We start from the raw sequence: 22,844 nt of genomic DNA on the forward strand, positions 1-22,844 counted from the left end.
GTAGATCTGGATCGACAGCAGCGACAGCACCGCGATCGACGCCATCATCAGCCGCGCGGGCTTCCAGCGCCAGCCGAGCACGACAAGCGCCGGCACCGTGCCGATCATCACCGCCTTGTCGTAGTAATTCATGTGCTCGTTGTAATGCACGAACGCATAGCCCGCGCCGACCACGAGGGCCAGGGCGAACAGCCAGTCGATGATCGACAGGCGGGCGAGGAACGGACGATCGTCGAACAACGGCGCCGGATTCGGGGCCTGCACCGGCCGCGAATGGGAAGAGGAAGCTTGCGTGAGATCCATGATGTTACCGGGTGGAATTCTCGGAATCAGAACCGCCGCCGGCAGGCGGGCGGGCAGTCGCTGCCGCACCGGCCGGCGCGGCATCGCGCGGTGTGGCGCGCAAGGCGGCGCCGGCCGCGTCGCGCGTCTGCACGAATTCTTTCTCGAAATCGAAGGTCTTGCGGGCCGTGGACATCGCCATCACCACTTCGACGTTCGGGCCGGCATCCTTGAGCCAGAACCACAGGCGGCGCTCGCGCACATAGAACATCGAGAAGATGCCGGCGACCAACAGCAGGCTGCCAAGATACACCAGATTCTTGCCGGGCGCGCGCGTCAACTGAAATACCGAAGCTTGCACCTGCTTGAAGGAGTCAAGCTGCAAATAGACCGGCGATCCATACAAGAAGCTGTCGGATAGCGCATTGATCGCGTTCTGCACGAAGCGGATCGTGTCGGTGCCCTGCTGGGCGGCCGGCTCCCCGGCGCGCTCGCGCGCGATCTGCCAGACTTCCCACATCGAACCCTCGAGCATGCGCAGCAGCAGGCTGGCCGCCTTTTCCTGCTCGGCCTTCGGCACCGAACGGTCGATGAAGGTCGCCACGGCCTGGAAGCCGCCGATCGGTTGGCCGTCGGCGCCGCGGCCGACGCTGTCGTCACCTGCAGCAAAGAGGGTCAATACCTTGAACGCGCTGTCCTGCAGCCGGCTGCGCAGCGCCGCTTCGGTCGTCGGCAGCGAGCGTTGCGCGAAACGCGCGGCGGCGTCGGCACGCACGGCCGGATCCTCGAGCGCCGCGCGCACGCGCATCCATTCGCCGATCGAGTCCTGGCTGTCGGCCGGAATGCGCATGTAGCGGAACGGATCGTTCGGGCTCGCGCGCACGCCGGCGAGGAACACGCGCGCGCCGCCCATGTCGACCGGCAGCATGTAGTTGTTGAACTCGCGCGCCTGGCCGTCCTTGCCGCGAATCTTGTACTGCACCGACGGGCCGACGTTGTGGAGCTGCATCGGCTTCGACGTCTTCGCGCCCGAACCGAGCCGCTCGTCGAACACTTCCTTCAGCGAGTCCGTCTTCGCGACGCCGCGCACGTCCGCCTTGCCGCTCGCATCGGCCATGTTCTCGACGTTGATCGCACGGAAGTCGGAGAACTCGATCGTGTCGCCGTCGCTGCCCGGCATCTGCAGCGGCGCCGTACTGCCGATCGTGCCCTTCACCGCGAAGGTCTTCGCGTTGTCGCCCGTCATCGGGTAGGCCGTCATCTGCATCTGCGAGCCGCCGTCCTGGAAGCTCGACTGGTAGATCGACACGCCCTTGTACGTGAACGGCTTGTTGACCTCGACGCGCGCCGGGATCTTCTGCCCCGTCTCGCGATCGATCACGACGATGTCGCTCGCGAACAGCTTCGGCATCCCGGTCGTGTAGTAGTCGACGATGAACTTGTTCAGCTGGATCGAGAACGGCAGGTCCTGGATCAGCGAGCCGCTCGGCTGGTTAAGGATCGCGGTCGACACGAACTGGCCTTCCGGCACCCACGCGTAGCCGCGGAACGTCGGGTTGGACGTGGACAACCGATGGTCGGGCGAGATCTCGCTGATGGTCGCGCTCGTGTTGACCGGGCTCTTGCCGAACATCCACATCTGGAATTTGATCGGCAGGTTGCTGTCGAGCAGGCCGCCGATACAGATCACGACGATCGCGAGGTGCGCGGAGATGTAACCCCACTTCGTCAGCGCGCCGCGCTTCGCGGAAATCAGCGTCGCGCCGTCGGTTTCGCGCACGACGTGCTTGTAGCCGGCCTTGCCGACGAACGTCGCGAGCGTGGCCGCGACGTTCGCGCGCGTGCCCGGCGCCGTGTATTCTGCCTTGTGATGGAACGCGCGCAGGCTGCCTTCGCGGACCTTGTCCTTCCAGCTCTTCGCGTCTGCCAGCATCTTCGGCGCGTTACGGATCACGCACAGCGAGATCGACACGACGAGGAAGATCAGGATCAGCATGAACCACCACGCGCTGTACACGTTGTACAGGCTCAGCGAGCGGAAGATGTCCGCCCAGAACGGCCCGAACTGGTTCACATAGTTCGGATACGGGTCGTCCTGGGTCAGGACCGTGCCGATGATGCTCGCGATCGACAGCACCACCAGCAGCGCGATCGCGAAGCGCATCGAGCTCACCAGCTCGACCGCGCGCTTGGACACACTCTGCCCCGACTTCGACTGCAACCCCGACGTGGTAACGCTCATTCAAACTCCACTGACAACAAAAAAGGGCAAGGCGGCCGCACTCGTGCGGCGCCCCACCCTTTTCTTGTTCTGACTCCGGCCGCCCTTCGGGCGCCCGGTCATTCCATTCGCGACGGTCCGTTCAACGCAGCCCCGCGATGTAATCCGCGACGGCCTTGATCTCGTTGTCCGACAGACGCGATGCGATCTGATGCATCGCCTCGTTGTTGTTACGCGCACCGACACCTTGCTGGAACGCGGTCAACTGGGCCACCGTGTAATCGGCCCACTGCCCCGACAGACGCGGGTACTGGACCGGCAACCCCTGCCCCGTGGGCCCGTGGCAGCTCGCGCAGGCGGGTACACCTTTTTCCGCGATGCCGCCGCGATAGATCTTCTGGCCGATCGGCACGGTCGCCGCATCGCGTGCGGTGCCGAGCTTCGTCGTCTGTGAGCCGTAATACGCGGCGACGTTGCGCATGTCGTCCGCACTCAACGCGCTCGCGAACCCGACCATCACCGGATTGGTCCGCGCCGGCCCCTTCGCGCCGGGCTGGGCCTTGAAGTCGTTCAACTGCTTGACCAGATATTCGGGATGCTGGCCGGCGAGCTTCGGGAAACTGCCCGACGCGCTGTTGCCGTCGGCGCCGTGACACGACGCGCAAACCTGCCCGGCAATCGCCTTGCCGCGGTCGAGATCCGCCTTCTTGGCCGCATCCGCCGCGCTTGCCTCCGCTACGAAACCTACGAACCCTGCTGCAACCTGAAGCACCATCAGAGACTTGCACAGTCGATTCATTCGCACACCCTGTTTCGTCTTGTGGGAATTTGAGGTTCTGCAAAAAACGACGTCGACCAGTCTACCGCAGAAGCTGCATAAAAGCGCGAGGCAGGCGCCCGCAGCCCTTCGGCAAAACCGCCGTATTGTACAATATCGCGCTGAAAGCTCCCGCGCCTATCGGGGCTACCCCGCCTCCACCCAGCGGCTCGCGCCGCCCCGTCCCACCGGTTTCCCCATGGCCTTTTTGCTCCATCAAGCCCGCTTCTACACGACCGTCAACCATTTGCGCGACCTGCCGCCGACGGTGCAACCGGAAATCGCGTTCGCGGGCCGCTCGAATGCCGGCAAATCGACGGCGATCAACGTGCTGTGCAACCAGAAGCGGCTCGCGTTCGCGTCCAAGACGCCCGGCCGCACGCAGCACATCAACTATTTCTCCGTCGGCCCGGCCGACGAGCCCGTCGCGAACCTCGTCGACCTGCCCGGCTACGGCTATGCGGAAGTGCCGGGGGCCGCGAAGGCCCACTGGGAAATGCTGCTGTCGTCCTATCTCGCGACCCGTTCGCAGCTGTGCGGGCTGATCCTGATGATGGATTCGCGCCGTCCGCTGACCGACCTCGATCGCCGGATGATCGAGTGGTTTGCCCCGACCGGCAAGCCGATCCACACGCTGCTGACGAAGTGCGACAAATTGACGCGCCAGGAAAGCATCAACGCGCTGCGGAACACGCAAAAGGGGCTCGACGCGTATCGCGACCAGGGCGTGAAGGGCAAGCTGACCGTCCAGCTGTTCTCGGCGCTGAAGCGCACGGGGCTCGACGACGCGCACGTGCTGATCGAGAGCTGGCTGCGGCCTTCCGTCGCCGACGAAAACAGCGAGCCTGTAGCAAAATGAGCGGGCAACGTGCGGCCGGGATCGGCCGTGCGCACCTGACGGCACCTGTGGATTCGGCCGGCACATAAAAAAACCCGCCGTTTGAACGGCGGGTCAAACAGCCTAATCGAATAACGACAGGCACCCGCTCAGGGAGGAGAAGCGGGGAGCAACACGCGACGCGTGCCGCTCGATCGCTATCATATACCAACGATCTCGAAAATGACCTAAGGGTTCCGTAAGGTCCTTCTTGCCCTGATTTCTGCCAAATCGCCATGAGCTTCCATCCGCTTCATCGTCCGCGCCGGATGCGCCGCGACGACTTCTCCCGCCGCCTGATGCGCGAAAACCGCCTGACCACCGACGACCTGATCTATCCGGTGTTCGTCGTCGACGGCACCAACGAACGCCAGAGCGTCCCGTCGATGCCCGGCGTCGAGCGCGTGTCGGTCGATCTGCTGATGCATGTCGCCGAGCAGTGCGTCGAGCTCGGCGTACCCGTGCTGTCGCTGTTCCCGGCCATCGAGCCGTCGCTGAAGACGCCCGACGGCCGCGAAGCGGCCAATCCGGAAGGCCTGATTCCGCGCGCGGTGCGCGAACTGAAAAAGCGTTTCCCCGAACTCGGCGTGCTGACCGACGTCGCGCTCGACCCGTACACGAGCCACGGCCAGGACGGCGTGCTCGATGAAAACGGCTACGTGATCAACGACGACACGATCGAGATCCTGGTCGACCAGGCACGTGCGCAGGCGGAAGCCGGCGTCGACATCGTCGCGCCGTCGGACATGATGGACGGCCGCATCGGCGCGGTTCGCGAAATGCTGGAAAGCGACGGCCACATCCATACGCGCATCATGGCCTACTCGGCCAAGTTCGCGTCGGCGTTCTACGGCCCGTTCCGCGATGCGGTCGGCTCGGCGTCGAACCTGGGCAAGGGCAACAAGATGACCTACCAGATGGATCCGGCGAACAGCGACGAAGCGCTGCGCGAAGTGCGCCTCGACATCGACGAAGGCGCCGACATGGTGATGGTCAAGCCCGGCATGCCGTATCTCGACATCGTGCGTCGCGTGAAGGACGAGTTCCGCTTCCCGACCTACGTGTACCAGGTGAGCGGCGAATACGCGATGCTGAAGGCCGCCGCGATGAACGGCTGGCTCGACCACGACAAGGTCGTGCTCGAATCGCTGCTCGCTTTCAAGCGCGCGGGCGCCGACGGCGTGCTCACGTACTTCGCGCTCGACGCCGCCCGTTTGCTGAAAGCGCAACGCTAAGCCGCGGGGCAGCAGGCATCAACAAAAACGGCGGGACACTTCGGTGTCCCGCCGTTTTTTTATCGGCATCCGTGGCCCGTGGCGTGGCCGGTCAAGCTACACCGTCGGTACCGCCGCGCGATCGAGACTGCGCAGGAACGTCTCGGCCGCCTGATAGCCGACCACGCGGCCGATCTCGTTGCCGTTGCGATCGAAGAAGATGATCCCCGGCGGGCCGAACAGGTTGAAGCGCTTGAGCAGCGCCTGGTCGTCCGGATTGTTCGCGGTGACGTCCGCACGCACGAGGTGAAGCCGCGCGAGGCGCGCCTGCACGCGTGAATCGGTGAACGTCAGATGCTCCATCTCCTTGCAGCTCACGCACCAGTCGGCGTAGAAGTCGAGCATCACGGGCTGGCCCGACGTCTTCAGCAGCGTGTCGAGTTCGCCGCTCGAGCGCACCGACGCGAACGCGGGGCCCGCCTGTCCCGGCGCCGCATCGCCCGACGCCACCGTACGTGCCGCGAGAATGGCCAGCGGCTTCACGGGGTCGTTGGACCCCGCCGCGAGACCGACGAGGAGCGTCGCCGCCCAGATCGCGAGTGCAGCGCCAAGGCCCCGGCCGAGCCGGCGCCAGATCGACGCGGCGCCGGCATGCGGCGTGAACAGGCCGAGCGCCGCGGCCGCGACGAGCAGCCACAACGCGGCGAGCACCATCTTCAGGCCGCCCGCGAGCACCGGCCACACGATCCACAGCGCGGCGGCGAGCAGCACGATGCCGAAGAACACCTTCACGCCGTCCATCCATGCGCCCGCGCGCGGCAGCACCGTGCCGGCGCCGATGCCGACGACGAGCAGCGGCACGCCGAGCCCCAGCCCCATCGCGAACAGCGCACCGCCGCCGAGCAGCGCGTTGCCGGTATGTGCAATGAACGCAAGGACCGCGAACAGCGGCGCCGTCATGCATGCGCCGACGACCAGCGCCGACAGTGCGCCCATCGCGGCGACCGCGACGAAGTGGCCGCCCCGGCGCGCGCTCGACGCTTCGGCCGCGCCGTTCTGCCAGCGCTCGGGTAGCGCGATGTCCTTGCCGGAGATCAGCGATATCGCGAATGCCGTGAGCAGCACGCCGAACGCGCCGAGCACCCACGGGTTCTGCAGCCATGCGCCGAGGCTCTGACCGACGAGCGCGGCAGCGATGCCGAGCACCGTATAAACGAGCGCCATACCGACCACGTAGGTCAGCGACAGCGCGAAGCCGCGCGCATGCGTTGCGCGCGTTCCCTGACCGATGATGATCGCGGACACGATCGGAATCATCGGATACGAACACGGCAGGAGACTCAGCACGACGCCCGCGACGAAATACAGCGCGACGATCGTGAAGAATCCGTGCCCCTCGAGCAGCGACTGCGCGAAATCCGCGCTCGTGACCTTGTCGAACCAGCTGCCCGACCCCGCGGTGCTGTCGGCCGGCGCGGCTGCGCCGAGCGCCGCGCCATCGATCTTCACGACGTGCTCGGCCGGCGGATAGCAAATTCCTTCGTCGGCGCACCCCTGGGACGTCACCGCGAGCTCGAACGGCCCCGCGGCCTGCTTGACCGGCACGTGAATCACGACTTCGTCGCGATAGGTTTCGACTTCCTTCTGGAACGTCTGGTCGAACTTCACATGGCCGGCGGGAAATTGCGGGTCGCCGAGCGTCGCCTGGCCGCTCTTCACCGCGAACGCGAACCGCTCGCGGTACAGGTAGTAGCCGTGGGCGACCTTGAAGCGGACGTCCACCTGCCCGGGCGATTCGCTCGCGCTGAACTTGAACGCCACCGACGGATCGAGGAAATCGTCGGCCGCGCGCGCGAGCGACGGGCCGCCCAGCACGACCATGAGCGACAACAGGACTGCGAGGAGCCGCAACGCGCGCACGCGCACGGAAAGCGCCATACCGTTAAACATGAAATAAACGTTGAGTTTCGCTGGTCACCCACTGGCCGTACGCAGCCGAGGCCGCGGCCTGCCACGAGACGATTTCCGGCGTCTCGTATGGATGATGCGCGAGAATAAATCGCTCCAGTTCGAGCGAGCGCACGGGGCTCGTCTTGAACAGCAACTGGATCTCGTCGGCCGTTTCGACCTTGCCCTGCCAGTGGTAGCGCGACTTGATCGCGCCGAGCTCGGACACGCACGCGGCCAGCCGCGCATCGAGCGCGCCGCTGGCGAGCGCTTCAGCCGTCGCCGCATCGGGCACCGTCGTCAGCATCAACACCACCACCATACGCGCCCTCCTGGCTGGCTTTACCGGCTTTCGCCGCTGCCGACGCCGCCCATCAGAGGAAAGGCCCAAGTCGACAGTTCCGTATCGTAGCGCAGCGCGCGCGACACTGCCGGCAGCGGCCTGCGACAATCGATCGCAGCCGGGGCGGCGCCACAAACAAAAAGGGCCAAGCAATTGCTTGGCCCCTTTCAGATACTGCTGCGTACCGGAAGCTTACTCAGCTTCTTGCACGTTTTCCGTTTCGTCGACTTCCGGACGATCGAGCAGCTCGACCAGTGCCATCGGTGCGTTGTCGCCGACGCGGAAGCCGAACTTCAGCACGCGCAGGTAGCCGCCCGGACGGTTCGCGAAACGCGGACCGAGCACGTCGAACAGCTTCGCCACCGAGTCACGATCGCGCAGGCGGTTGAACGCCAGGCGACGGTTTGCCAGCGACGGCTTCTTGCCGAGCGTGATCAGCGGCTCGACGACTTTACGGAGTTCCTTCGCCTTCGGCAGCGTCGTCTTGATGACTTCGTGCTCGATCAGCGAGTTGGACATGTTACGGAGCATAGCCAGACGGTGGCTGCTCGTGCGGTTCAGTTTCCGCAGACCATGACGATGGCGCATTTCAGTTTCCTTGATTCAAAGTTTTGATCCAGCTCTTCTATCGCACCCTTGGGGCGCACGGGCCGGTAACGAAAAAAAGCAAGATGCGGATTTTAAAGGAAAATCCGCATCTTTGCCAACTACCGCTATAGCCGAGCTACAGGCGGGCTTACTTGTCGAGACCAGCCGGCGGCCAGTTTTCGAGCTTCATGCCCAGCGTGAGACCGCGCGAAGCGAGCACTTCCTTGATCTCGTTGAGCGACTTGCGACCGAGGTTCGGCGTCTTCAGCAGCTCGTTTTCCGTGCGCTGGATCAGGTCGCCGATGTAGTAGATGTTCTCGGCCTTCAGGCAGTTCGCCGAACGAACCGTCAGTTCGAGATCGTCCACCGGACGCAGCAGGATCGGATCGATCTGCGGTGCACGCGACGGTGCCTCGGCAGCCGTTTCCGTGCCTTCCAGTGCCGCGAACACGGACAGCTGGTCGACCAGGATGCGGGCCGATTGACGGATCGCCTCTTCCGGGGTGATCACGCCGCTCGTCTCGATGTTCATCACGAGCTTGTCGAGGTCGGTACGCTGCTCGACACGTGCGCTTTCAACGGCATAGCTCACGCGGCGAACCGGCGAGAACGATGCGTCGAGGACGATGCGGCCGATGATCTTGGCCGTGTCTTCGCCGTAGCGACGGACGTTGCCGGGCACATAGCCGCGACCCTTTTCGATCTTGATCTGAACGTCGAGCTTGCCGCCCTTCGACAGGTGTGCGATCACGTGATTCGGGTTGATGACTTCGCAATCGTGCGCCAGCTCGATATCGCCGGCCGTGACGACGCCTTCGCCTTCCTTGCGCAGGGTCACCGTCACTTCGTCACGGTTGTGCAGCTTGAACACCACACCCTTCAGGTTCAGCAGCAGGTTGACGACGTCCTCTTGCACGCCATCAAGCGTCGAGTACTCGTGCACCACGCCTGCGATCGTCACTTCGGTCGGCGCGTAGCCAACCATCGACGACAGCAGCACGCGGCGAAGCGCGTTGCCCAAGGTGTGGCCGTAACCGCGTTCGAACGGTTCCATGACCACCCTCGCGTGGTTCTCGCCCAGCGATTCCACGGCGATGATCTTGGGTTTCAGCAAACTGGTTTGCATGGGCTTTCCTTTTCAATACCCTCGGCTCGTTACACCGATAAGGCTGACCGGTAACAACCAGAAAATAAACAGCCGAGGCCCCTCCTTGCGAAACGCAATCGGGGTACCTCGGCCGTCAATCGGATTAACGCGAATACAATTCGACGATCAGGCTTTCGTTGATGTCGCCTGCGATTTCAGCGCGTTCCGGCATCTGCTTGAACGTGCCTTCGAACTTCTTCGCATCGACTGCAACCCAGCTCGGCATGCCGCCTTGCTCGGCCAGCGACAGCGCTTCGACGATACGCGCCTGCTTCTTCGCCTTTTCGCGGATCGCGACGACGTCACCCGCCTTCACTTGCTGCGACGGGACGTTCGCGACGACGCCGTTCACCGTGATCGACTTGTGGCTCACGAGCTGACGCGCTTCAGCGCGGGTCGAGCCGAAGCCCATGCGATACACGACGTTGTCGAGACGCGACTCGAGCAGTTGCAGCAGGTTTTCACCCGTGTTGCCCTTGCGGCGGTCGGCTTCAGCGAAGTAGCGGCGGAACTGACGCTCCAGGACGCCGTAAATACGCTTGACCTTCTGCTTTTCGCGCAGCTGCGTACCATAGTCGGACGTACGTGCGCCCGAGGTACGGCCGTGCTGACCCGGCTTGCTGTCGAGCTTGCACTTGTCGGCGAGCGAGCGGCGCGCGCTCTTCAGGAACAGGTCGGTGCCTTCACGGCGGGACAGCTTGGCCTTGGGGCCGATATAACGTGCCACTTTGCATTCCTTTATCAATCAGTCACGCGGATCGAGATCCGCGCTAGTTCGCGCCCTTTGGGGCGAACGGTGGGCTTAGTCAATCAAAAAAGCAACGCCCGTCGACGCTACGCGGCGACAGGCAAATGCGCCAGCACGAACGTGCCAGCAGCATTCTTAGATACGACGGCGCTTCGGCGGACGGCAGCCGTTGTGCGGAATCGGGGTGACGTCCGAAATCGCGGTGATCTTGATGCCGAGGCCATGCAGTGCACGCACTGCCGACTCACGACCCGGGCCCGGGCCCTTGATCCGCACTTCCAGATTCTTCACGCCATATTCCATCGCCACGCGACCGGCCGACTCAGCAGCAACCTGAGCAGCGAACGGCGTCGACTTCCGCGAGCCCTTGAAGCCCTGGCCGCCCGACGTCGCCCATGCCAGTGCATTGCCCTGGCGATCGGTGATCGTGATGATCGTGTTGTTGAACGACGCGTGAACGTGAACCACGCCTTCAGCGACGTTCTTCTTAACCTTCTTGCGAACGCGTTGCGCCGCGGTGTTCGAAGCCTTAGCCATTACGTTTTCCTGTAACTGTCAGTTCCGCTTACTTCTTCAGCGCTTGCGCTGCACGACGCGGACCCTTGCGGGTACGTGCGTTCGTACGCGTACGCTGACCGCGCATCGGCAGGCCCTTGCGATGACGGACACCACGGTAGCAACCGAGGTCCATCAGGCGCTTGATGTTCATCGTCACTTCACGGCGCAGATCGCCTTCGACGATGAACTTGCCCACTTCTTCACGCAGCTTTTCGAGGTCTGCGTCGGTCAGGTCCTTGACCTTCTTCGAGAATTCCACGCCAGACGCCACGCAGATGCTGCGCGAGCGCGTGCGGCCGATACCGAAGATTGCCGTCAGGCCGATCTCGGTATGCTGGTGATTCGGGATGTTAACCCCTGCGATACGAGCCATTGTTTTTCCTCAAACAAAAAGCGCAAACAAACGCGCGGTCAGCCTTGGCGCTGCTTGTGGCGCGGATCCGAGCTGCAGATCACGCGAACGACGCCTTTGCGCTTGATGATCTTGCAATTGCGGCAAATGCGCTTAACCGATGCCATCACTTTCATGATAATACCCTTTTTTCAAATCACTTCGCCCGGAACACGATCCGCGCACGAGACAGATCGTAAGGCGTCAATTCAACCGTGACCTTGTCGCCCGGCAGGATGCGGATGTAGTGCATCCGCATCTTCCCGGAGATATGCCCCAACACGACATGGCCGTTTTCCAGCTTCACGCGGAAGGTCGCATTCGGAAGGTTTTCGATCACCTCACCCTGCATCTGGATTACATCGTCTTTGGCCATAGTCCTGAATTAACGCATTGGGATGTTGCCGCCCTTGAAGTTTGCCTTCTTGAGCAGCGACTCATACTGTTGCGACATAACGTACGACTGCACCTGCGCCATGAAGTCCATCGTGACGACGACAATGATCAGCAGCGACGTTCCACCAAAATAAAACGGCACGTTCCAGCGCAGCACCAGGAATTCCGGCAGCAGACACACGAAGACGATGTAGATCGCACCGGCCAGCGTCAGACGCGTGAGGATGCGGTCGATATATCGTGCGGTCTGATCGCCCGGACGAATGCCCGGAACAAACGCGCCGCTCTTCTTCAGGTTGTCCGCGGTTTCCCTGCTGTTGAACACCAGCGCGGTGTAGAAGAAGCAGAAAAACACGATTGCCAGCGTGTACAGCAGCACATAGACCGGCTGACCCGGCTTCAGCGCCTCCGCGACGTTATGCAACGTGTTGGAGATCCAGCTCCCCGTCGGCTGACCCGTGCTGAACCAGCCGAGAATCGTGGCCGGAAACAGGATGATCGACGATGCGAAGATCGGCGGAATCACACCCGACATGTTCAGCTTCAGCGGCAAGTGCGACGACTGTCCACCGTAGATCTTGTTGCCGACCTGGCGCTTCGCGTAGTTCACGAGGATCTTGCGCTGACCGCGTTCGATGAACACGACCAGGTAAGTCACCGCGGCGATCAGAACGACGATGATGATCGCCGAAATGATGCTCATCGAACCCGTACGCACCAGCTCGAACAGCCCACCGACGGCATTCGGGAACCCTGCTGCGATCCCGCCGAAGATGATGATCGAGATGCCGTTGCCCAGACCACGCTCGGTGATCTGCTCACCCAGCCACATCAGGAACATCGTGCCGGTAACCAGCGTCACGACCGTCGTCAGACGGAACAGCATGCCGGGGTCGATCACGAGGCCCGGCTGGTTTTCCAGCGCAGCCGCGATACCGAACGCCTGGAAGGTCGCGAGCACCACGGTGAAATACCGCGTGTACTGCGTGATCTTCCGTTGCCCTGCCTGCCCTTCCTTCTTCAGCGCCTCGAGCTGCGGCGAGACGATCGCCAACAGCTGCATGATGATCGACGCCGAGATGTACGGCATGATCCCCAGCGCAAAGATCGTGAAGCGGGAAAGCGCGCCGCCCGAGAACATGTTGAACATGCCCAGGATGCCGCCCGCCTGGCTCTGGAACAGCTTCGCCAGTTGATCCGGATCGATGCCCGGCACGGGGATGTGCGCGCCGATGCGATAGACGATCAGCGCCAGGAGCAGGAACATCGCTCGCCGACGCAGATCGCCGAATTTCGCCGTGCTTCGACCGGGTTTTGCAAGACTCGGGCTGTTAGCCAAGTACCTTCTCCGATGAATGCAAGTAACGACGCGCTACGCGTGTCACTCGGCGAACGAACCGCCAGCCGCTTCGATCGCAGCGCGCGCACCCTTGGTGGCACCGAGACCCTTCACGACGATCTTGCGCTTCAGTTCGCCCGTCGCGATGATCTTTGCGCTCTTCGTCAGCTCGCCGACCAGGCCGGCTTGCTTCAGTGCGAGCAGATCGACTTCATCGACCGGCAGCTTCTCGAGGTCGCCCAGGCGCACTTCACCGACGAATTCCTTCGTCAGCGACGTGAAGCCGCGCTTCGGCAGACGACGTTGCAGCGGCATCTGACCGCCTTCGAAGCCGACTTTGTGGAAGCCGCCCGAACGCGATTTCTGACCCTTGTGACCACGGCCAGCCGTCTTGCCGAGGCCCGAACCGATGCCACGACCGACGCGACGCTTGGCGTGCTTTGCACCAGCGGCCGGCTTAAGGTTATTCAATTCCATATCAACTCCTTGATCCGTAGGGCCGCTTACGCGATGACCTTAACGAGGTACGAGACCTTGTTGATCATGCCGCGGACCGCCGGCGTGTCCTGCAGCTCGCTAACCGAGTTGAGTCGGCGCAGGCCCAGGCCACGCACGGTCGCGCGGTGCGATTCGCGGGTCCCGATCAGGCTCTTGACGAGCTGAACCTTGACAGTTTTTTCAGACATGGTGACCACCCGGGCTTAGCCCAAAATATCTTCGACGGACTTGCCGCGCTTCGCCGCGATGTCTGCCGGGGTCGACTGCTTGCGCAGGCCGTCCAGCGTGGCGCGAACGAGGTTGTACGGGTTCGTCGAACCGTGGCTCTTCGCCACGACGTTCTGAACGCCCATCACGTCGAACACTGCGCGCATCGGGCCGCCGGCGATCACGCCCGTACCTGCCTTCGCCGGAGCGAGGAGGACAGCGGATGCGCCATGCTTGCCGTGCACTTCGTGCTGCAGCGTGCCGTTCTTGAGCGGCACCTTGAACATGTTGCGGCGAGCTTGTTCCATTGCCTTCTGGACAGCGACCGGCACTTCCTTCGCCTTGCCCTTGCCCATACCGATGCGGCCATCACCATCGCCAACCACGGTCAGTGCGGCGAAGCCGAGAATACGGCCACCCTTCACGACCTTGGTCACGCGATTGACCGAAATCATCTTTTCGCGAAGGCCGTCGTCGCGCTCGTCAGCCTGAACTTTCGCTTGCATCTTTGCCATGACGAATTCCTTCCTTAGAACTTGAGCCCAGCTTCGCGAGCTGCCTCAGCCAGCGCCTTGACGCGGCCATGGTAGCGGAAGCCCGAGCGGTCGAAGGCGACGGATTCGATGCCGGCAGCCTTTGCCTTTTCGGCAATACGCTTGCCGATCAGCGTCGCGGCATTGACGTTGCCGCCCTTGCCCGACTTGTCGGCCAGTTCTGCGCGCACTTCTGCTTCGAGCGTCGACGCGCTGGCGAGCACCTTGGTGCCGCACGGCGAGAACACTTGAGCGTAGATGTGCGTGTTCGTGCGATGCACGGCGAGACGCGCGACCTGCAGCTCAGCGATCTTGATACGCGTCTGGCGAGCGCGGCGCAGGCGAGATTGAGTCTTATCCATGATTGCGCACCCTTACTTCTTCTTCGTTTCTTTGAGGATCACAACCTCGTCGGAATAGCGCACGCCCTTGCCCTTGTAGGGCTCCGGCGGACGGTAACCGCGAACTTCCGCAGCTACTTGACCGACTTGTTGCTTGTTGATCCCCTTGATCACGATTTCGGTTTGCGTCGGGGTTTCAGCCTTGACGCCTTCCGGCATCTGGTGCACCACCGGGTGCGAGAAACCCAGCGACAGGTTCAGCTTGTCGCCTTGCGCTTGCGCACGATAACCGACGCCAACCAGCGTCAGCTTGCGCTCGAAACCCTTGGTCACGCCGTGCACGGCATTCGCGATGATCGCGCGCATCGTGCCCGACAGTGCATTTGCTTCGCGGCTTTCGTCGACCGGCGACAGATTCAGCGTGCCGTCGTTGTTCGCCACGTTCACGAGCGGATTGATCGCTTGCGTGATGGTGCCCAGCGGGCCCTTGACGGTGATAGCACCGTCGGCCAGCTTGACTTCCGCGCCTTGCAGCGCGATCGGGCTCTTACCTACTCGAGACATGTTTCTCTCTCCTCGGCTTTAAGCAACGTAGCAGATGACTTCGCCGCCGACGCCGGTAGCGCGCGCCTTGCGGTCGGTCATCACGCCCTTCGGCGTCGACACGATTGCCACACCCAGGCCGTTCATGACCTGCGGAATGTCGTTACGGCCGCGGTACACGCGCAGACCAGGCTTCGACACGCGCTCGAGGCGTTCGATGACCGGGCGACCTGCGTAGTACTTCAGCGCGATATTCAGTTCGGACTTCGCACCTTCCGCCTTGACAGCGAAATCGTCGATATAACCTTCGTCCTTGAGGACTTGCGCGATTGCAACCTTGACCTTCGACGAGGGCATCGCGACCGATACCTTCTCGACCATCTGCGCGTTGCGGATGCGAGTCAGCATATCGGCGATAGGATCACTCATGCTCATTTACGTTTCTCCTATTACCAGCTCGCCTTGGTCAGGCCAGGAATCTCGCCACGGAATGCGATTTCACGAATCTTGTTACGCGCGAGGCCGAATTTACGGAACGTGCCACGCGGACGGCCCGTGATCGCGCAGCGGTTACGCTGGCGGGTCGGGTTTGCGTTGCGGGGCAGTTGCTGCAGCTCAAGGCGTGCTTCGTAGCGCTCTTCTTCCGACTTGCTTTGGTCTTCGACGATCGCCTTCAGCGCTTCGCGCTTTGCTGCGAACTTCGCGACCAGGCGGGCGCGCTTCTTTTCACGTTCGATCAGTGCCAGTTTAGCCACGGTAACCTCAGTTTCTGAACGGGAACTTGAAGCTGGCGAGCAGAGCCTTTGCTTCGTCGTCGGTCTTCGCAGTCGTCGTGATGCTGATGTTCAGCCCACGCAGTGCGTCGATCTTGTCGTAGTCGATTTCGGGGAAAATGATCTGCTCTTTCACACCGATGTTGTAGTTGCCGCGGCCATCGAAGGCACGACCCGACACGCCGCGGAAGTCACGCACGCGGGGCAGGGCAACGGTCACGAAACGGTCGAGGAATTCATACATCGCCTGGCCGCGCAGCGTCACCATCGCGCCGATCGGGTAACCCTGGCGGATCTTGAAGCCTGCGATTGCCTTGCGTGCCTTCGTGACGACCGGTTTCTGACCGGCGATCTTCGTGAGGTCGCCAACGGCGTTCTCGATGATCTTCTTGTCAGCGATCGCTTCGCCAAGACCCATGTTCAGCGTGATCTTGGTGATGCGCGGCACTTCCATGACCGACTTGTAACCGAACTTCTCGATCAGGCCGGGCACAACCTTTTCTTTGTAAAACTCTTGAAAACGAGCCATTTTTTACTCCGCTGCGTCAGGCGCTCAGTACGGCACCGGTCGTCTTCAGGAAGCGAACCTTCTTGCCTTCCTCGACCTTGATGCCAACACGCGACGCCTTGCCATTCGCGTCGACCAGTGCGACGTTCGAAATATGCAGGGGCATCGTCTTCGCTTCCACGCCGCCCGTCGTACCCTTCATCGGGTTCGGCTTCACATGCTTCTTGACGAGGTTGATACCTTCAACCGTCACATGTTCAGCACCGACAGCCAGCACGACGCCGCGCTTGCCCTTGTCTTTGCCAGTGACGACGATAACTTCGTCACCTTTGCGAATCTTGTTCATCGCGACTCCTTACAGCACTTCCGGCGCCAGCGAAACGATCTTCATGAATCGTTCGCTACGCAGCTCACGCGTGACCGGCCCGAAGATACGGGTGCCGATCGGCTCAAGCTTGTTATTCAAAAGCACAGCGGCGTTGCCGTCGAACTTGATCAGCGAGCCGTCTTGACGGCGAACGCCCTTGGCGGTGCGGACCACCACGGCGTTGTAGATTTCGCCTTTCTTCACGCGCCCGCGCGGCGTTGCTTCTTTGACGGTCACCTTGATGATGTCGCCAATGCCGGCATAACGACGCTTCGAGCCGCCGAGCACCTTGATGCACATGACTTCACGTGCACCCGTGTTGTCGGCTACTTCGAGCCGAGATTCGGTCTGGATCATGGTTTGTCTTTCCCAACTTAATCCGGATGCACCACCATGATGCATTCGGTCAGTCTTGGTCCCGTCAGCCAATCGGCTGCTTGGGTTGGAACAGCAGCGACGGCAAACGAAACCCGCCATCGCAATTCGGTGAATCTTTCGGACAGGCTGGCGCCAGTCCGCTTCCCCCACCAACTTCGCCCGCGACGGGGCTCCCATAAAGAGGGAAGACCAGGATTATAACAAATAACCCTGGTCACGCAAGCAAAAACTTTGCGATTTCAAGCACTTCTTGGCGAAGTGCCTGTTACTGCCTACTGCGCTGCCCGCTTAGATGACGCGAGCTGCTTCGACGAGGCGCGACACCGTCCAGGCCTTCGTCTTCGAAACAGGACGAGTTTCCTGGATTTCGACGAGATCGCCTTCGTTGCAGGTGTTCGCTTCATCATGCGCGTGGTACTTCTTCGAGCGCACGACATACTTGCCGTAGATCGGGTGCTTGACGCGGTGCTCGATCAGCACGGTGACGGTCTTGTCCATCTTGTTGCTGACGACCCGACCGACCAGCGTCCGCTTCAGCGAGGTTTTCACGCTATCGTTCATTTCTGGTTCGCCTTCTGAGTCATGACGGTCCGCACACGTGCGATGTCGCGACGAACCTTCTTCAGCTGGCTCGTGTTCGTGAGCTGCTGGGTCGCGAGTTGCATGCGCAGGCCGAATTGCGCCTTCAGCAGGTCCGCCAGCTCCTTGTTGAGCGCGGCCTGGTCTTTCTGGAGAAGTTCGGAAGCCTTCATGTTTTCTCCTTAGGCGCCGAGCTGGCGCACGATGAACGCCGTCTTCAGCGGCAGCTTGGCTGCAGCCAGACGGAACGCTTCGCGTGCCAGTTCTTCGGTTACGCCGTCCATTTCATAGAGCATCTTGCCCGGCTGGATTTCCGCGACGTAGTACTCCGGGTTACCCTTACCGTTACCCATACGCACTTCTGCCGGCTTTTGCGAAATCGGCTTGTCCGGGAAGATCCGGATCCAGATGCGGCCGCCACGCTTGATGTGACGCGTCATTGCACGACGCGCCGCTTCAATCTGACGTGCGGTCAAACGACCGCGACCGATCGCCTTCAGGCCGAATTCACCGAACGACACTGCGTTGCCGCGCGTCGCCTTGCCGGTGTTACGACCCTTCTGCTCTTTGCGATACTTCCTGCGTTTCGGTTGCAGCATCGTTATTCTCCAGTCTTGCCGTCTTCCGGCTTGCCGGCGCCACGGCGCGGTGCGCCACGACGAGCACCCGGAGCGCCGCCTTCGCCGTCACGGCGCGGACGACGGTCGCCCGGACGCGCATTGCGACGCGGACGCTTGTCTTCGGCTACTTCTTCGACCACCGGCGCGTCGTTGCGGCCGAGCGTGTCGCCCTTGTACACCCACACCTTGACACCGATGATCCCGTAGGTCGTCTTCGCTTCCGAGGTTGCGTAGTCGATGTCGGCACGCAGCGTATGAAGGGGCACGCGACCTTCGCGATACCACTCCGTACGAGCGATTTCGATACCGTTCAGACGGCCCGCGCTCATGATCTTGATGCCCTGGGCACCCAGACGCATCGCGTTCTGCATCGCACGCTTCATCGCGCGACGGAACATGATCCGGCGCTCGAGCTGTTGCGTGATCGAGTCAGCGATCAGTTGCGCATCGGTTTCCGGCTTGCGGATTTCTTCGATGTTGACGTGAACCGGCACGCCCATGCGGCGTTGCAGTTCCGTCTTCAGCTGTTCGATATCCTCGCCCTTCTTGCCGATGACGACGCCCGGACGCGAGCTGTAAATCGTGATGCGCGCGTTCTTTGCCGGACGCTCGATGACGACCCGACCGACCGAAGCGTTCTTCAGCTTCTTCTTCAGGTACTCACGAACACCGATGTCTTCCTGCAGCATCGCCGCGAAATTGTTGTTGTTCGCGTACCAACGCGAAGCCCAATTGCGGCTGACAGCCAGGCGGAAGCCAGTCGGATGAATTTTCTGTCCCATCGTATGGCTCCTTAATTCCCGACCGTCACAGTGATGTGACAGGATTGCTTCTCGATGCGGTTACCGCGGCCCTTGGCGCGCGCGGTGAAACGCTTGAGCGATGCAGCCTTGTCGACGTAGATGCTCTTGATCTTGAGCTCGTCGATATCAGCGCCTTCGTTGTGCTCCGCATTCGCGATTGCCGACAGCACAACCTTCTTCACGATGCCAGCCGCCTTCTTCGGCGAGAACGTCAGAACGTTCAGCGCCTTGTCGACCGGCAAACCGCGGATCTGGTCAGCCACAAGGCGCGTTTTTTGCGCCGAGATGCGGGCACCGCGATGAATTGCTTTCACTTCCATCTTGATTGCCCCTTATTTCTTGGCCTTCTTGTCGGCTGCGTGACCCTTGAACGTACGGGTCAGTGCGAACTCGCCAAGCTTGTGGCCGACCATGTTTTCCGAGATGTACACCGGAACGTGTTGACGGCCGTTGTGAACAGCGATCGTCAGGCCGATGAAATCCGGCAGAATCGTCGAGCGACGCGACCAGGTCTTGATCGGCTTTTTGTCGCGCGAAGCTGCAGCCGCCTCAACTTTCTTCAGCAAATGGGCGTCGCAGAACGGACCTTTTTTAACAGAACGTGCCATTGCCTACTCCTTAACGCTTGTGACGGCGCTGGACGATCATCGTCGTCGTGCGCTTGTTGCTGCGGGTGCGGTAACCCTTAGCCGGCGTACCCCACGGGCTCACCGGGTCGCGACCTGCAGCCGTCTTGCCCTCACCACCACCGTGCGGGTGATCGACCGGGTTCATCGCAACGCCACGCACCGTCGGGCGGATACCGCGCCAGCGGTTCGCGCCAGCCTTGCCGATCTGGCGTAGGCTATGCTCTTCGTTGCCGACTTCACCAATCGTTGCACGGCACTCGATGTGCACGCGGCGGATTTCGCCCGAACGCAGACGAACCTGCGCGTAGACGCCTTCACGTGCCAGCAGCATGGCCGACGTGCCAGCCGAACGCGCCATTTGCGCGCCCTTGCCCGGCAGCATCTCGATGCAGTGGATCGTCGTACCGACCGGAATGTTGCGGATCGGCAGCGTGTTGCCTGCACGGATCGGCGCTTCCGAACCCGACATCAGCTGTTGGCCGACGGTCAGGCCCTTCGGGGCGATGATGTAGCGACGCTCGCCGTCTGCGTAGAGCACCAGCGCGATGTTCGCGCTACGGTTCGGGTCGTACTCGAGGCGTTCGACCTTTGCCGGGATGCCGTCCTTCGTGCGACGGAAATCGACGATACGGTAGTGCTGCTTGTGACCACCACCCTTGTGACGCGTGGTGATACGACCGTTGTTGTTACGGCCGGCGGTCGAGCTCTGCGAGTCGAGCAGTGCCGCGAACGGCTTGCCCTGGTGCAGGTTCTTGTTGACCACCTTGACCATCGCGCGGCGACCCGGCGATGTCGGCTTAACTTTAACGATTGCCATGATTACTTGGCCTCCGCTTCAAAGTTGATTTCCTGGCCGGGCTTCAGGCAAACGTACGCCTTCTTCACGTCCTTACGGCGGCCCATCGAACGGCCGAAGCGCTTTTGCTTGCCCTTCTGAACCAGCACGTTGACCGAATCAACTTCAACCTTGAACAGCAGCTCGACAGCCGCCTTCACTTCCTGCTTCGTGGCATCCGGTGCGACTTCGAACACGACTTGCTCGTTCTTGTCGGCAACCAGCGTCGCCTTTTCCGAGATCACCGGTGCGAGCAGGACCTGCATCAAACGATGATCGTTCTTGCGAATCTCGCTCATGACAGCAACTCCTCGATCTGGGCGACCGCAGCCTTCGTGACCAGCACTTTCTTGAAGTAGATCAGCGACAGCGGGTCTGCGTAGCGCGGCTCGACAATCGCCACGTGCGGCAGGTTGCGCGAAGCCAGGTACAGGTTCTCGTCGACCGTGTCCGTGATGATCAGAACGGAGTCGAGACCCATGGTCTTGAATTTGTCAGCCAGCAGCTTGGTCTTCGGCGCTTCGAGGATGATGTCCTCGACGACCGACAGACGGCCTTCACGGGCCAGCTGCGAGAAGATCGAGCAGAGACCTGCGCGATGCATCTTCTTGTTGACCTTGTGCGAGAAGTTTTCTTCCGGCGAGTTCGGGAAGATGCGACCACCGCCACGCCACAACGGGCTCGACGACATACCGGCACGAGCGCGGCCCGTACCCTTCTGACGCCACGGCTTCTTGGTGGTGTGCTTGACTTGCTCACGGTCCTTCTGTGCACGGTTACCCTGGCGAGCATTCGCCTGGTACGCGACGACGACCTGGTGGATCAGCGCTTCGTTGTAGTCACGACCGAACACGACGTCCGACGCGTTGACCACTGCACCTTCCTGACCATTTTCATTCAGGAGCTTGAGTTCCATTATTTCGCCCCCTTGGTCTTGACGGCCGGCGTCACGAAAACCTTGCCGCCCTTGGCACCCGGAATCGCACCCTTGACGAGCAGCAGCTTGCGCTCTGCGTCGATACGAGCGATTTCGAGGTTCTGCACCGTCACCGTAACGTCACCGAGGTGACCCGTCATGCGCTTACCCGGGAAAACACGACCCGGATCCTGCGCCATACCGATCGAGCCCGGCACATTGTGCGAGCGCGAGTTACCGTGCGTGGCACGGCCGGAGGAGAAGTTGTAACGCTTGATCGTACCGGCGTAGCCCTTACCGATCGACACGCCTTGCACGTCGACCTTCTGGCCTACTTCGAAAAGATCAGCACCGACCACGGCGCCATTCGACAGCTCAGCTGCCTTGGCCGCGTCAATGCGGAATTCCTTGAGGATTTCACCGGCTTCGACACCGGCTTTGGCGAGATGACCTGCCAGCGGCTTCGTCACGCGCGATGCGCGGCGGGAGCCGAATGCAACCTGCACGGCCGTGTAGCCGTCGGTTTCAACAGTCTTGATCTGCGTCACGCGGTTGTCCGACACGTCCAGCACGGTGACGGGAATCGAATCCCCTTCAGCCGTGAAGATACGGGTCATGCCAACCTTGCGACCTACGAGTCCAAGGCTCATCATTTTCTCCATTCCCGACTGCGATTGGTCGGGGCTGATTTACAAAATGCCGGGCACGCAAGGCCCAACTTTTTTACGCGAATACGCGAAAAGCCAAGCAGTATAGCCCGACTTCTCGATTTCCGCAAGCAATACAAAGACTTAGCGCCACCCGACAAGCCGGTTGGCGCTGGAAGCCTTACTGCAGCTTGATTTCCACGTCGACGCCAGCCGGCAGATCGAGCTTCATCAGCGCGTCAACCGTCTTGTCGGTCGGATCGACGATGTCCATCAGGCGCTGGTGGGTACGGATTTCGAGCTGATCGCGCGACGTCTTGTTGACGTGCGGCGAACGCAGGATGTCAAAACGCTGAATGCGCGTCGGCAGCGGCACCGGGCCACGGACGATTGCGCCAGTCCGCTTCGCGGTATCGACGATCTCGGCAGCCGATTGATCGATCAGACGATAGTCGAATGCCTTCAGGCGAATGCGGATTTTCTGTTGCTGCATGACGATTCCTTGAAAAGAGCGAGGCGATGTTGCATCGCCGGACACTAAAAGAACGCGAACCCTGTTGCCTGCGGGGAGCGAAGCGCCAGGTTTCCATCGGTATTACCACTGCTAAGCCCGCGATTCTACATGAAAAATCGGCGCGGTGGGGCGAGTTTGTCAATGTGCGCGACGGCACGCCACAAAGAAAAACCGGGTGCCAGATCGAACTGGACACCCGGTTTCGACGGCAAGACTGCCTGCCGTGGAATCGCGGACCCCGAAGGGATCCGCGGATCGTCGATATTACTCGATGATCTTGGCGAC

At 61.7% G+C, this 22,844-nt stretch carries 35 protein-coding genes and 1 pseudogene; 2 read left to right on the top strand and 34 right to left on the bottom strand.

Going from position 1 to position 22,844, the window contains the following annotated elements:
* From C7H84_RS22070 to C7H84_RS22080, 3 genes and pseudogenes are all read right to left on the bottom strand, one after another.
* Positions 1–303 (bottom strand): annotated as a pseudogene (locus C7H84_RS22070) (c-type cytochrome biogenesis protein CcsB); the annotation flags it as partial.
* Between the two features lie 4 nt (positions 304–307).
* On the bottom strand, positions 308–2,524 hold the full coding sequence (locus C7H84_RS22075) for a cytochrome c biogenesis protein ResB (RefSeq protein ID WP_121860784.1): 2,217 nt from the start codon (positions 2,522–2,524) through the stop codon (positions 308–310).
* Between the two features lie 121 nt (positions 2,525–2,645).
* Positions 2,646–3,302 (bottom strand): c-type cytochrome, encoded by a 657-nt coding sequence (locus tag C7H84_RS22080; RefSeq protein WP_121860785.1) that lies wholly within the window; start codon positions 3,300–3,302, stop codon positions 2,646–2,648.
* 217 nt (positions 3,303–3,519) lie between these two features.
* On the opposite strand from C7H84_RS22080, the gene yihA reads away from it, so the two are divergent.
* Together yihA and hemB are read left to right on the top strand one after the other, a co-directional pair.
* A complete protein-coding gene (gene yihA, locus C7H84_RS22085) occupies positions 3,520–4,179 on the top strand; it encodes a ribosome biogenesis GTP-binding protein YihA/YsxC (protein ID WP_121860786.1) in 660 nt (219 codons plus the stop codon).
* Positions 4,180–4,433: 254 nt separating this feature from the next.
* Positions 4,434–5,432 (top strand): porphobilinogen synthase, encoded by a 999-nt coding sequence (gene hemB / locus C7H84_RS22090; RefSeq protein ID WP_121860787.1) that lies wholly within the window; start codon positions 4,434–4,436, stop codon positions 5,430–5,432.
* Positions 5,433–5,528: 96 nt separating this feature from the next.
* Here the strand turns inward: hemB and dsbD are convergent, their stop codons facing one another.
* The 31 genes from dsbD to rpsJ all read right to left on the bottom strand — a co-directional run bounded on the left by dsbD (position 5,529) and on the right by rpsJ (position 22,538).
* A complete protein-coding gene (gene dsbD, locus C7H84_RS22095) occupies positions 5,529–7,361 on the bottom strand; it encodes a protein-disulfide reductase DsbD (RefSeq protein ID WP_121860788.1) in 1,833 nt (610 codons plus the stop codon).
* Complete coding sequence (gene cutA, locus C7H84_RS22100) at positions 7,354–7,680, bottom strand: divalent-cation tolerance protein CutA (protein ID WP_121860789.1); 327 nt, start codon at positions 7,678–7,680, stop codon at positions 7,354–7,356. Before cutA ends, dsbD begins: the two co-directional genes overlap by 8 nt.
* Before the next feature lie 213 nt (positions 7,681–7,893).
* On the bottom strand, positions 7,894–8,289 hold the full coding sequence (rplQ, locus tag C7H84_RS22105) for a 50S ribosomal protein L17 (protein WP_006477175.1): 396 nt from the start codon (positions 8,287–8,289) through the stop codon (positions 7,894–7,896).
* Between the two features lie 148 nt (positions 8,290–8,437).
* Positions 8,438–9,415, bottom strand: a complete 978-nt coding sequence (gene rpoA, locus C7H84_RS22110) for a DNA-directed RNA polymerase subunit alpha (protein WP_006477176.1) — start codon at positions 9,413–9,415, stop codon at positions 8,438–8,440.
* Between the two features lie 124 nt (positions 9,416–9,539).
* On the bottom strand, positions 9,540–10,163 hold the full coding sequence (gene rpsD, locus C7H84_RS22115) for a 30S ribosomal protein S4 (protein ID WP_006477177.1): 624 nt from the start codon (positions 10,161–10,163) through the stop codon (positions 9,540–9,542).
* Positions 10,164–10,319: 156 nt separating this feature from the next.
* On the bottom strand, positions 10,320–10,721 hold the full coding sequence (rpsK, locus tag C7H84_RS22120) for a 30S ribosomal protein S11 (RefSeq protein WP_004197937.1): 402 nt from the start codon (positions 10,719–10,721) through the stop codon (positions 10,320–10,322).
* Positions 10,722–10,749: 28 nt separating this feature from the next.
* Entirely contained in the window at positions 10,750–11,115 is a 366-nt protein-coding gene (rpsM, locus tag C7H84_RS22125) for a 30S ribosomal protein S13 (RefSeq protein ID WP_014898353.1), read from the bottom strand.
* Between the two features lie 38 nt (positions 11,116–11,153).
* Positions 11,154–11,270 (bottom strand): 50S ribosomal protein L36, encoded by a 117-nt coding sequence (gene rpmJ, locus C7H84_RS22130; protein WP_004199844.1) that lies wholly within the window; start codon positions 11,268–11,270, stop codon positions 11,154–11,156.
* Positions 11,271–11,290: 20 nt separating this feature from the next.
* Positions 11,291–11,509 carry a translation initiation factor IF-1 gene (infA, locus tag C7H84_RS22135; protein ID WP_004521905.1) on the bottom strand — a complete coding sequence of 73 codons (219 nt, stop codon included), beginning with the start codon at positions 11,507–11,509 and terminating at the stop codon, positions 11,291–11,293.
* A gap of 9 nt (positions 11,510–11,518) precedes the next feature.
* The gene (gene secY / locus C7H84_RS22140) at positions 11,519–12,868 is read right to left on the bottom strand and encodes a preprotein translocase subunit SecY (RefSeq protein ID WP_011655761.1); all 1,350 of its coding nucleotides are present in this window, start codon (positions 12,866–12,868) and stop codon (positions 11,519–11,521) included.
* Between the two features lie 42 nt (positions 12,869–12,910).
* On the bottom strand, positions 12,911–13,345 hold the full coding sequence (rplO, locus tag C7H84_RS22145) for a 50S ribosomal protein L15 (protein ID WP_059759907.1): 435 nt from the start codon (positions 13,343–13,345) through the stop codon (positions 12,911–12,913).
* 26 nt (positions 13,346–13,371) lie between these two features.
* Complete coding sequence (rpmD, locus tag C7H84_RS22150; protein WP_006400644.1) at positions 13,372–13,554, bottom strand: 50S ribosomal protein L30; 183 nt, start codon at positions 13,552–13,554, stop codon at positions 13,372–13,374.
* Between the two features lie 15 nt (positions 13,555–13,569).
* Positions 13,570–14,088: a 30S ribosomal protein S5 gene (rpsE, locus tag C7H84_RS22155; RefSeq protein ID WP_006752931.1), complete on the bottom strand. Its 519-nt coding sequence runs from the start codon at positions 14,086–14,088 to the stop codon at positions 13,570–13,572.
* Between the two features lie 14 nt (positions 14,089–14,102).
* Complete coding sequence (rplR, locus tag C7H84_RS22160; RefSeq protein ID WP_006477183.1) at positions 14,103–14,468, bottom strand: 50S ribosomal protein L18; 366 nt, start codon at positions 14,466–14,468, stop codon at positions 14,103–14,105.
* Between the two features lie 12 nt (positions 14,469–14,480).
* A complete protein-coding gene (gene rplF, locus C7H84_RS22165; RefSeq protein ID WP_006758786.1) occupies positions 14,481–15,011 on the bottom strand; it encodes a 50S ribosomal protein L6 in 531 nt (176 codons plus the stop codon).
* 18 nt (positions 15,012–15,029) lie between these two features.
* Positions 15,030–15,425 (bottom strand): 30S ribosomal protein S8, encoded by a 396-nt coding sequence (gene rpsH, locus C7H84_RS22170; RefSeq protein ID WP_006477185.1) that lies wholly within the window; start codon positions 15,423–15,425, stop codon positions 15,030–15,032.
* Positions 15,426–15,439: 14 nt separating this feature from the next.
* The gene (gene rpsN, locus C7H84_RS22175; RefSeq protein WP_006482884.1) at positions 15,440–15,745 is read right to left on the bottom strand and encodes a 30S ribosomal protein S14; all 306 of its coding nucleotides are present in this window, start codon (positions 15,743–15,745) and stop codon (positions 15,440–15,442) included.
* A gap of 7 nt (positions 15,746–15,752) precedes the next feature.
* Entirely contained in the window at positions 15,753–16,292 is a 540-nt protein-coding gene (gene rplE / locus C7H84_RS22180; protein ID WP_006477186.1) for a 50S ribosomal protein L5, read from the bottom strand.
* Positions 16,293–16,308: 16 nt separating this feature from the next.
* Complete coding sequence (rplX, locus tag C7H84_RS22185) at positions 16,309–16,617, bottom strand: 50S ribosomal protein L24 (RefSeq protein WP_006477187.1); 309 nt, start codon at positions 16,615–16,617, stop codon at positions 16,309–16,311.
* A gap of 9 nt (positions 16,618–16,626) precedes the next feature.
* Positions 16,627–16,995 (bottom strand): 50S ribosomal protein L14, encoded by a 369-nt coding sequence (gene rplN / locus C7H84_RS22190; RefSeq protein WP_006752929.1) that lies wholly within the window; start codon positions 16,993–16,995, stop codon positions 16,627–16,629.
* Between the two features lie 309 nt (positions 16,996–17,304).
* Positions 17,305–17,577 carry a 30S ribosomal protein S17 gene (gene rpsQ / locus C7H84_RS22195; RefSeq protein ID WP_006752928.1) on the bottom strand — a complete coding sequence of 91 codons (273 nt, stop codon included), beginning with the start codon at positions 17,575–17,577 and terminating at the stop codon, positions 17,305–17,307.
* Positions 17,574–17,768 carry a 50S ribosomal protein L29 gene (gene rpmC / locus C7H84_RS22200; RefSeq protein ID WP_006400652.1) on the bottom strand — a complete coding sequence of 65 codons (195 nt, stop codon included), beginning with the start codon at positions 17,766–17,768 and terminating at the stop codon, positions 17,574–17,576. The genes rpsQ and rpmC overlap by 4 nt, the downstream gene beginning before the upstream one ends.
* Before the next feature lie 9 nt (positions 17,769–17,777).
* On the bottom strand, positions 17,778–18,194 hold the full coding sequence (gene rplP, locus C7H84_RS22205; protein ID WP_006482873.1) for a 50S ribosomal protein L16: 417 nt from the start codon (positions 18,192–18,194) through the stop codon (positions 17,778–17,780).
* Between the two features lie 2 nt (positions 18,195–18,196).
* Entirely contained in the window at positions 18,197–18,997 is an 801-nt protein-coding gene (gene rpsC / locus C7H84_RS22210; protein ID WP_006482899.1) for a 30S ribosomal protein S3, read from the bottom strand.
* A gap of 11 nt (positions 18,998–19,008) precedes the next feature.
* A complete protein-coding gene (rplV, locus tag C7H84_RS22215; RefSeq protein ID WP_004199272.1) occupies positions 19,009–19,338 on the bottom strand; it encodes a 50S ribosomal protein L22 in 330 nt (109 codons plus the stop codon).
* A 12-nt stretch (positions 19,339–19,350) separates the two neighbouring features.
* Positions 19,351–19,626 (bottom strand): 30S ribosomal protein S19, encoded by a 276-nt coding sequence (gene rpsS / locus C7H84_RS22220; RefSeq protein ID WP_004199273.1) that lies wholly within the window; start codon positions 19,624–19,626, stop codon positions 19,351–19,353.
* Positions 19,627–19,636: 10 nt separating this feature from the next.
* On the bottom strand, positions 19,637–20,464 hold the full coding sequence (gene rplB / locus C7H84_RS22225; RefSeq protein WP_006482900.1) for a 50S ribosomal protein L2: 828 nt from the start codon (positions 20,462–20,464) through the stop codon (positions 19,637–19,639).
* A gap of 2 nt (positions 20,465–20,466) precedes the next feature.
* The gene (gene rplW, locus C7H84_RS22230; RefSeq protein ID WP_004199275.1) at positions 20,467–20,781 is read right to left on the bottom strand and encodes a 50S ribosomal protein L23; all 315 of its coding nucleotides are present in this window, start codon (positions 20,779–20,781) and stop codon (positions 20,467–20,469) included.
* Positions 20,778–21,398, bottom strand: coding sequence for a 50S ribosomal protein L4 (gene rplD, locus C7H84_RS22235; protein ID WP_006477192.1), 621 nt, complete (start codon positions 21,396–21,398; stop codon positions 20,778–20,780). Before rplD ends, rplW begins: the two co-directional genes overlap by 4 nt.
* Positions 21,398–22,048, bottom strand: coding sequence for a 50S ribosomal protein L3 (gene rplC, locus C7H84_RS22240; protein WP_006752926.1), 651 nt, complete (start codon positions 22,046–22,048; stop codon positions 21,398–21,400). The genes rplD and rplC overlap by 1 nt, the downstream gene beginning before the upstream one ends.
* Positions 22,049–22,226: 178 nt before the next feature.
* Positions 22,227–22,538, bottom strand: a complete 312-nt coding sequence (gene rpsJ / locus C7H84_RS22245; RefSeq protein ID WP_004199280.1) for a 30S ribosomal protein S10 — start codon at positions 22,536–22,538, stop codon at positions 22,227–22,229.
* Between the last annotated feature and the right edge of the window lie 306 nt (positions 22,539–22,844).

The sequence above is a fragment of the Burkholderia sp. Nafp2/4-1b genome, from assembly GCF_003635165.1.
In the GTDB taxonomy this organism is placed as follows: domain Bacteria; phylum Pseudomonadota; class Gammaproteobacteria; order Burkholderiales; family Burkholderiaceae; genus Burkholderia.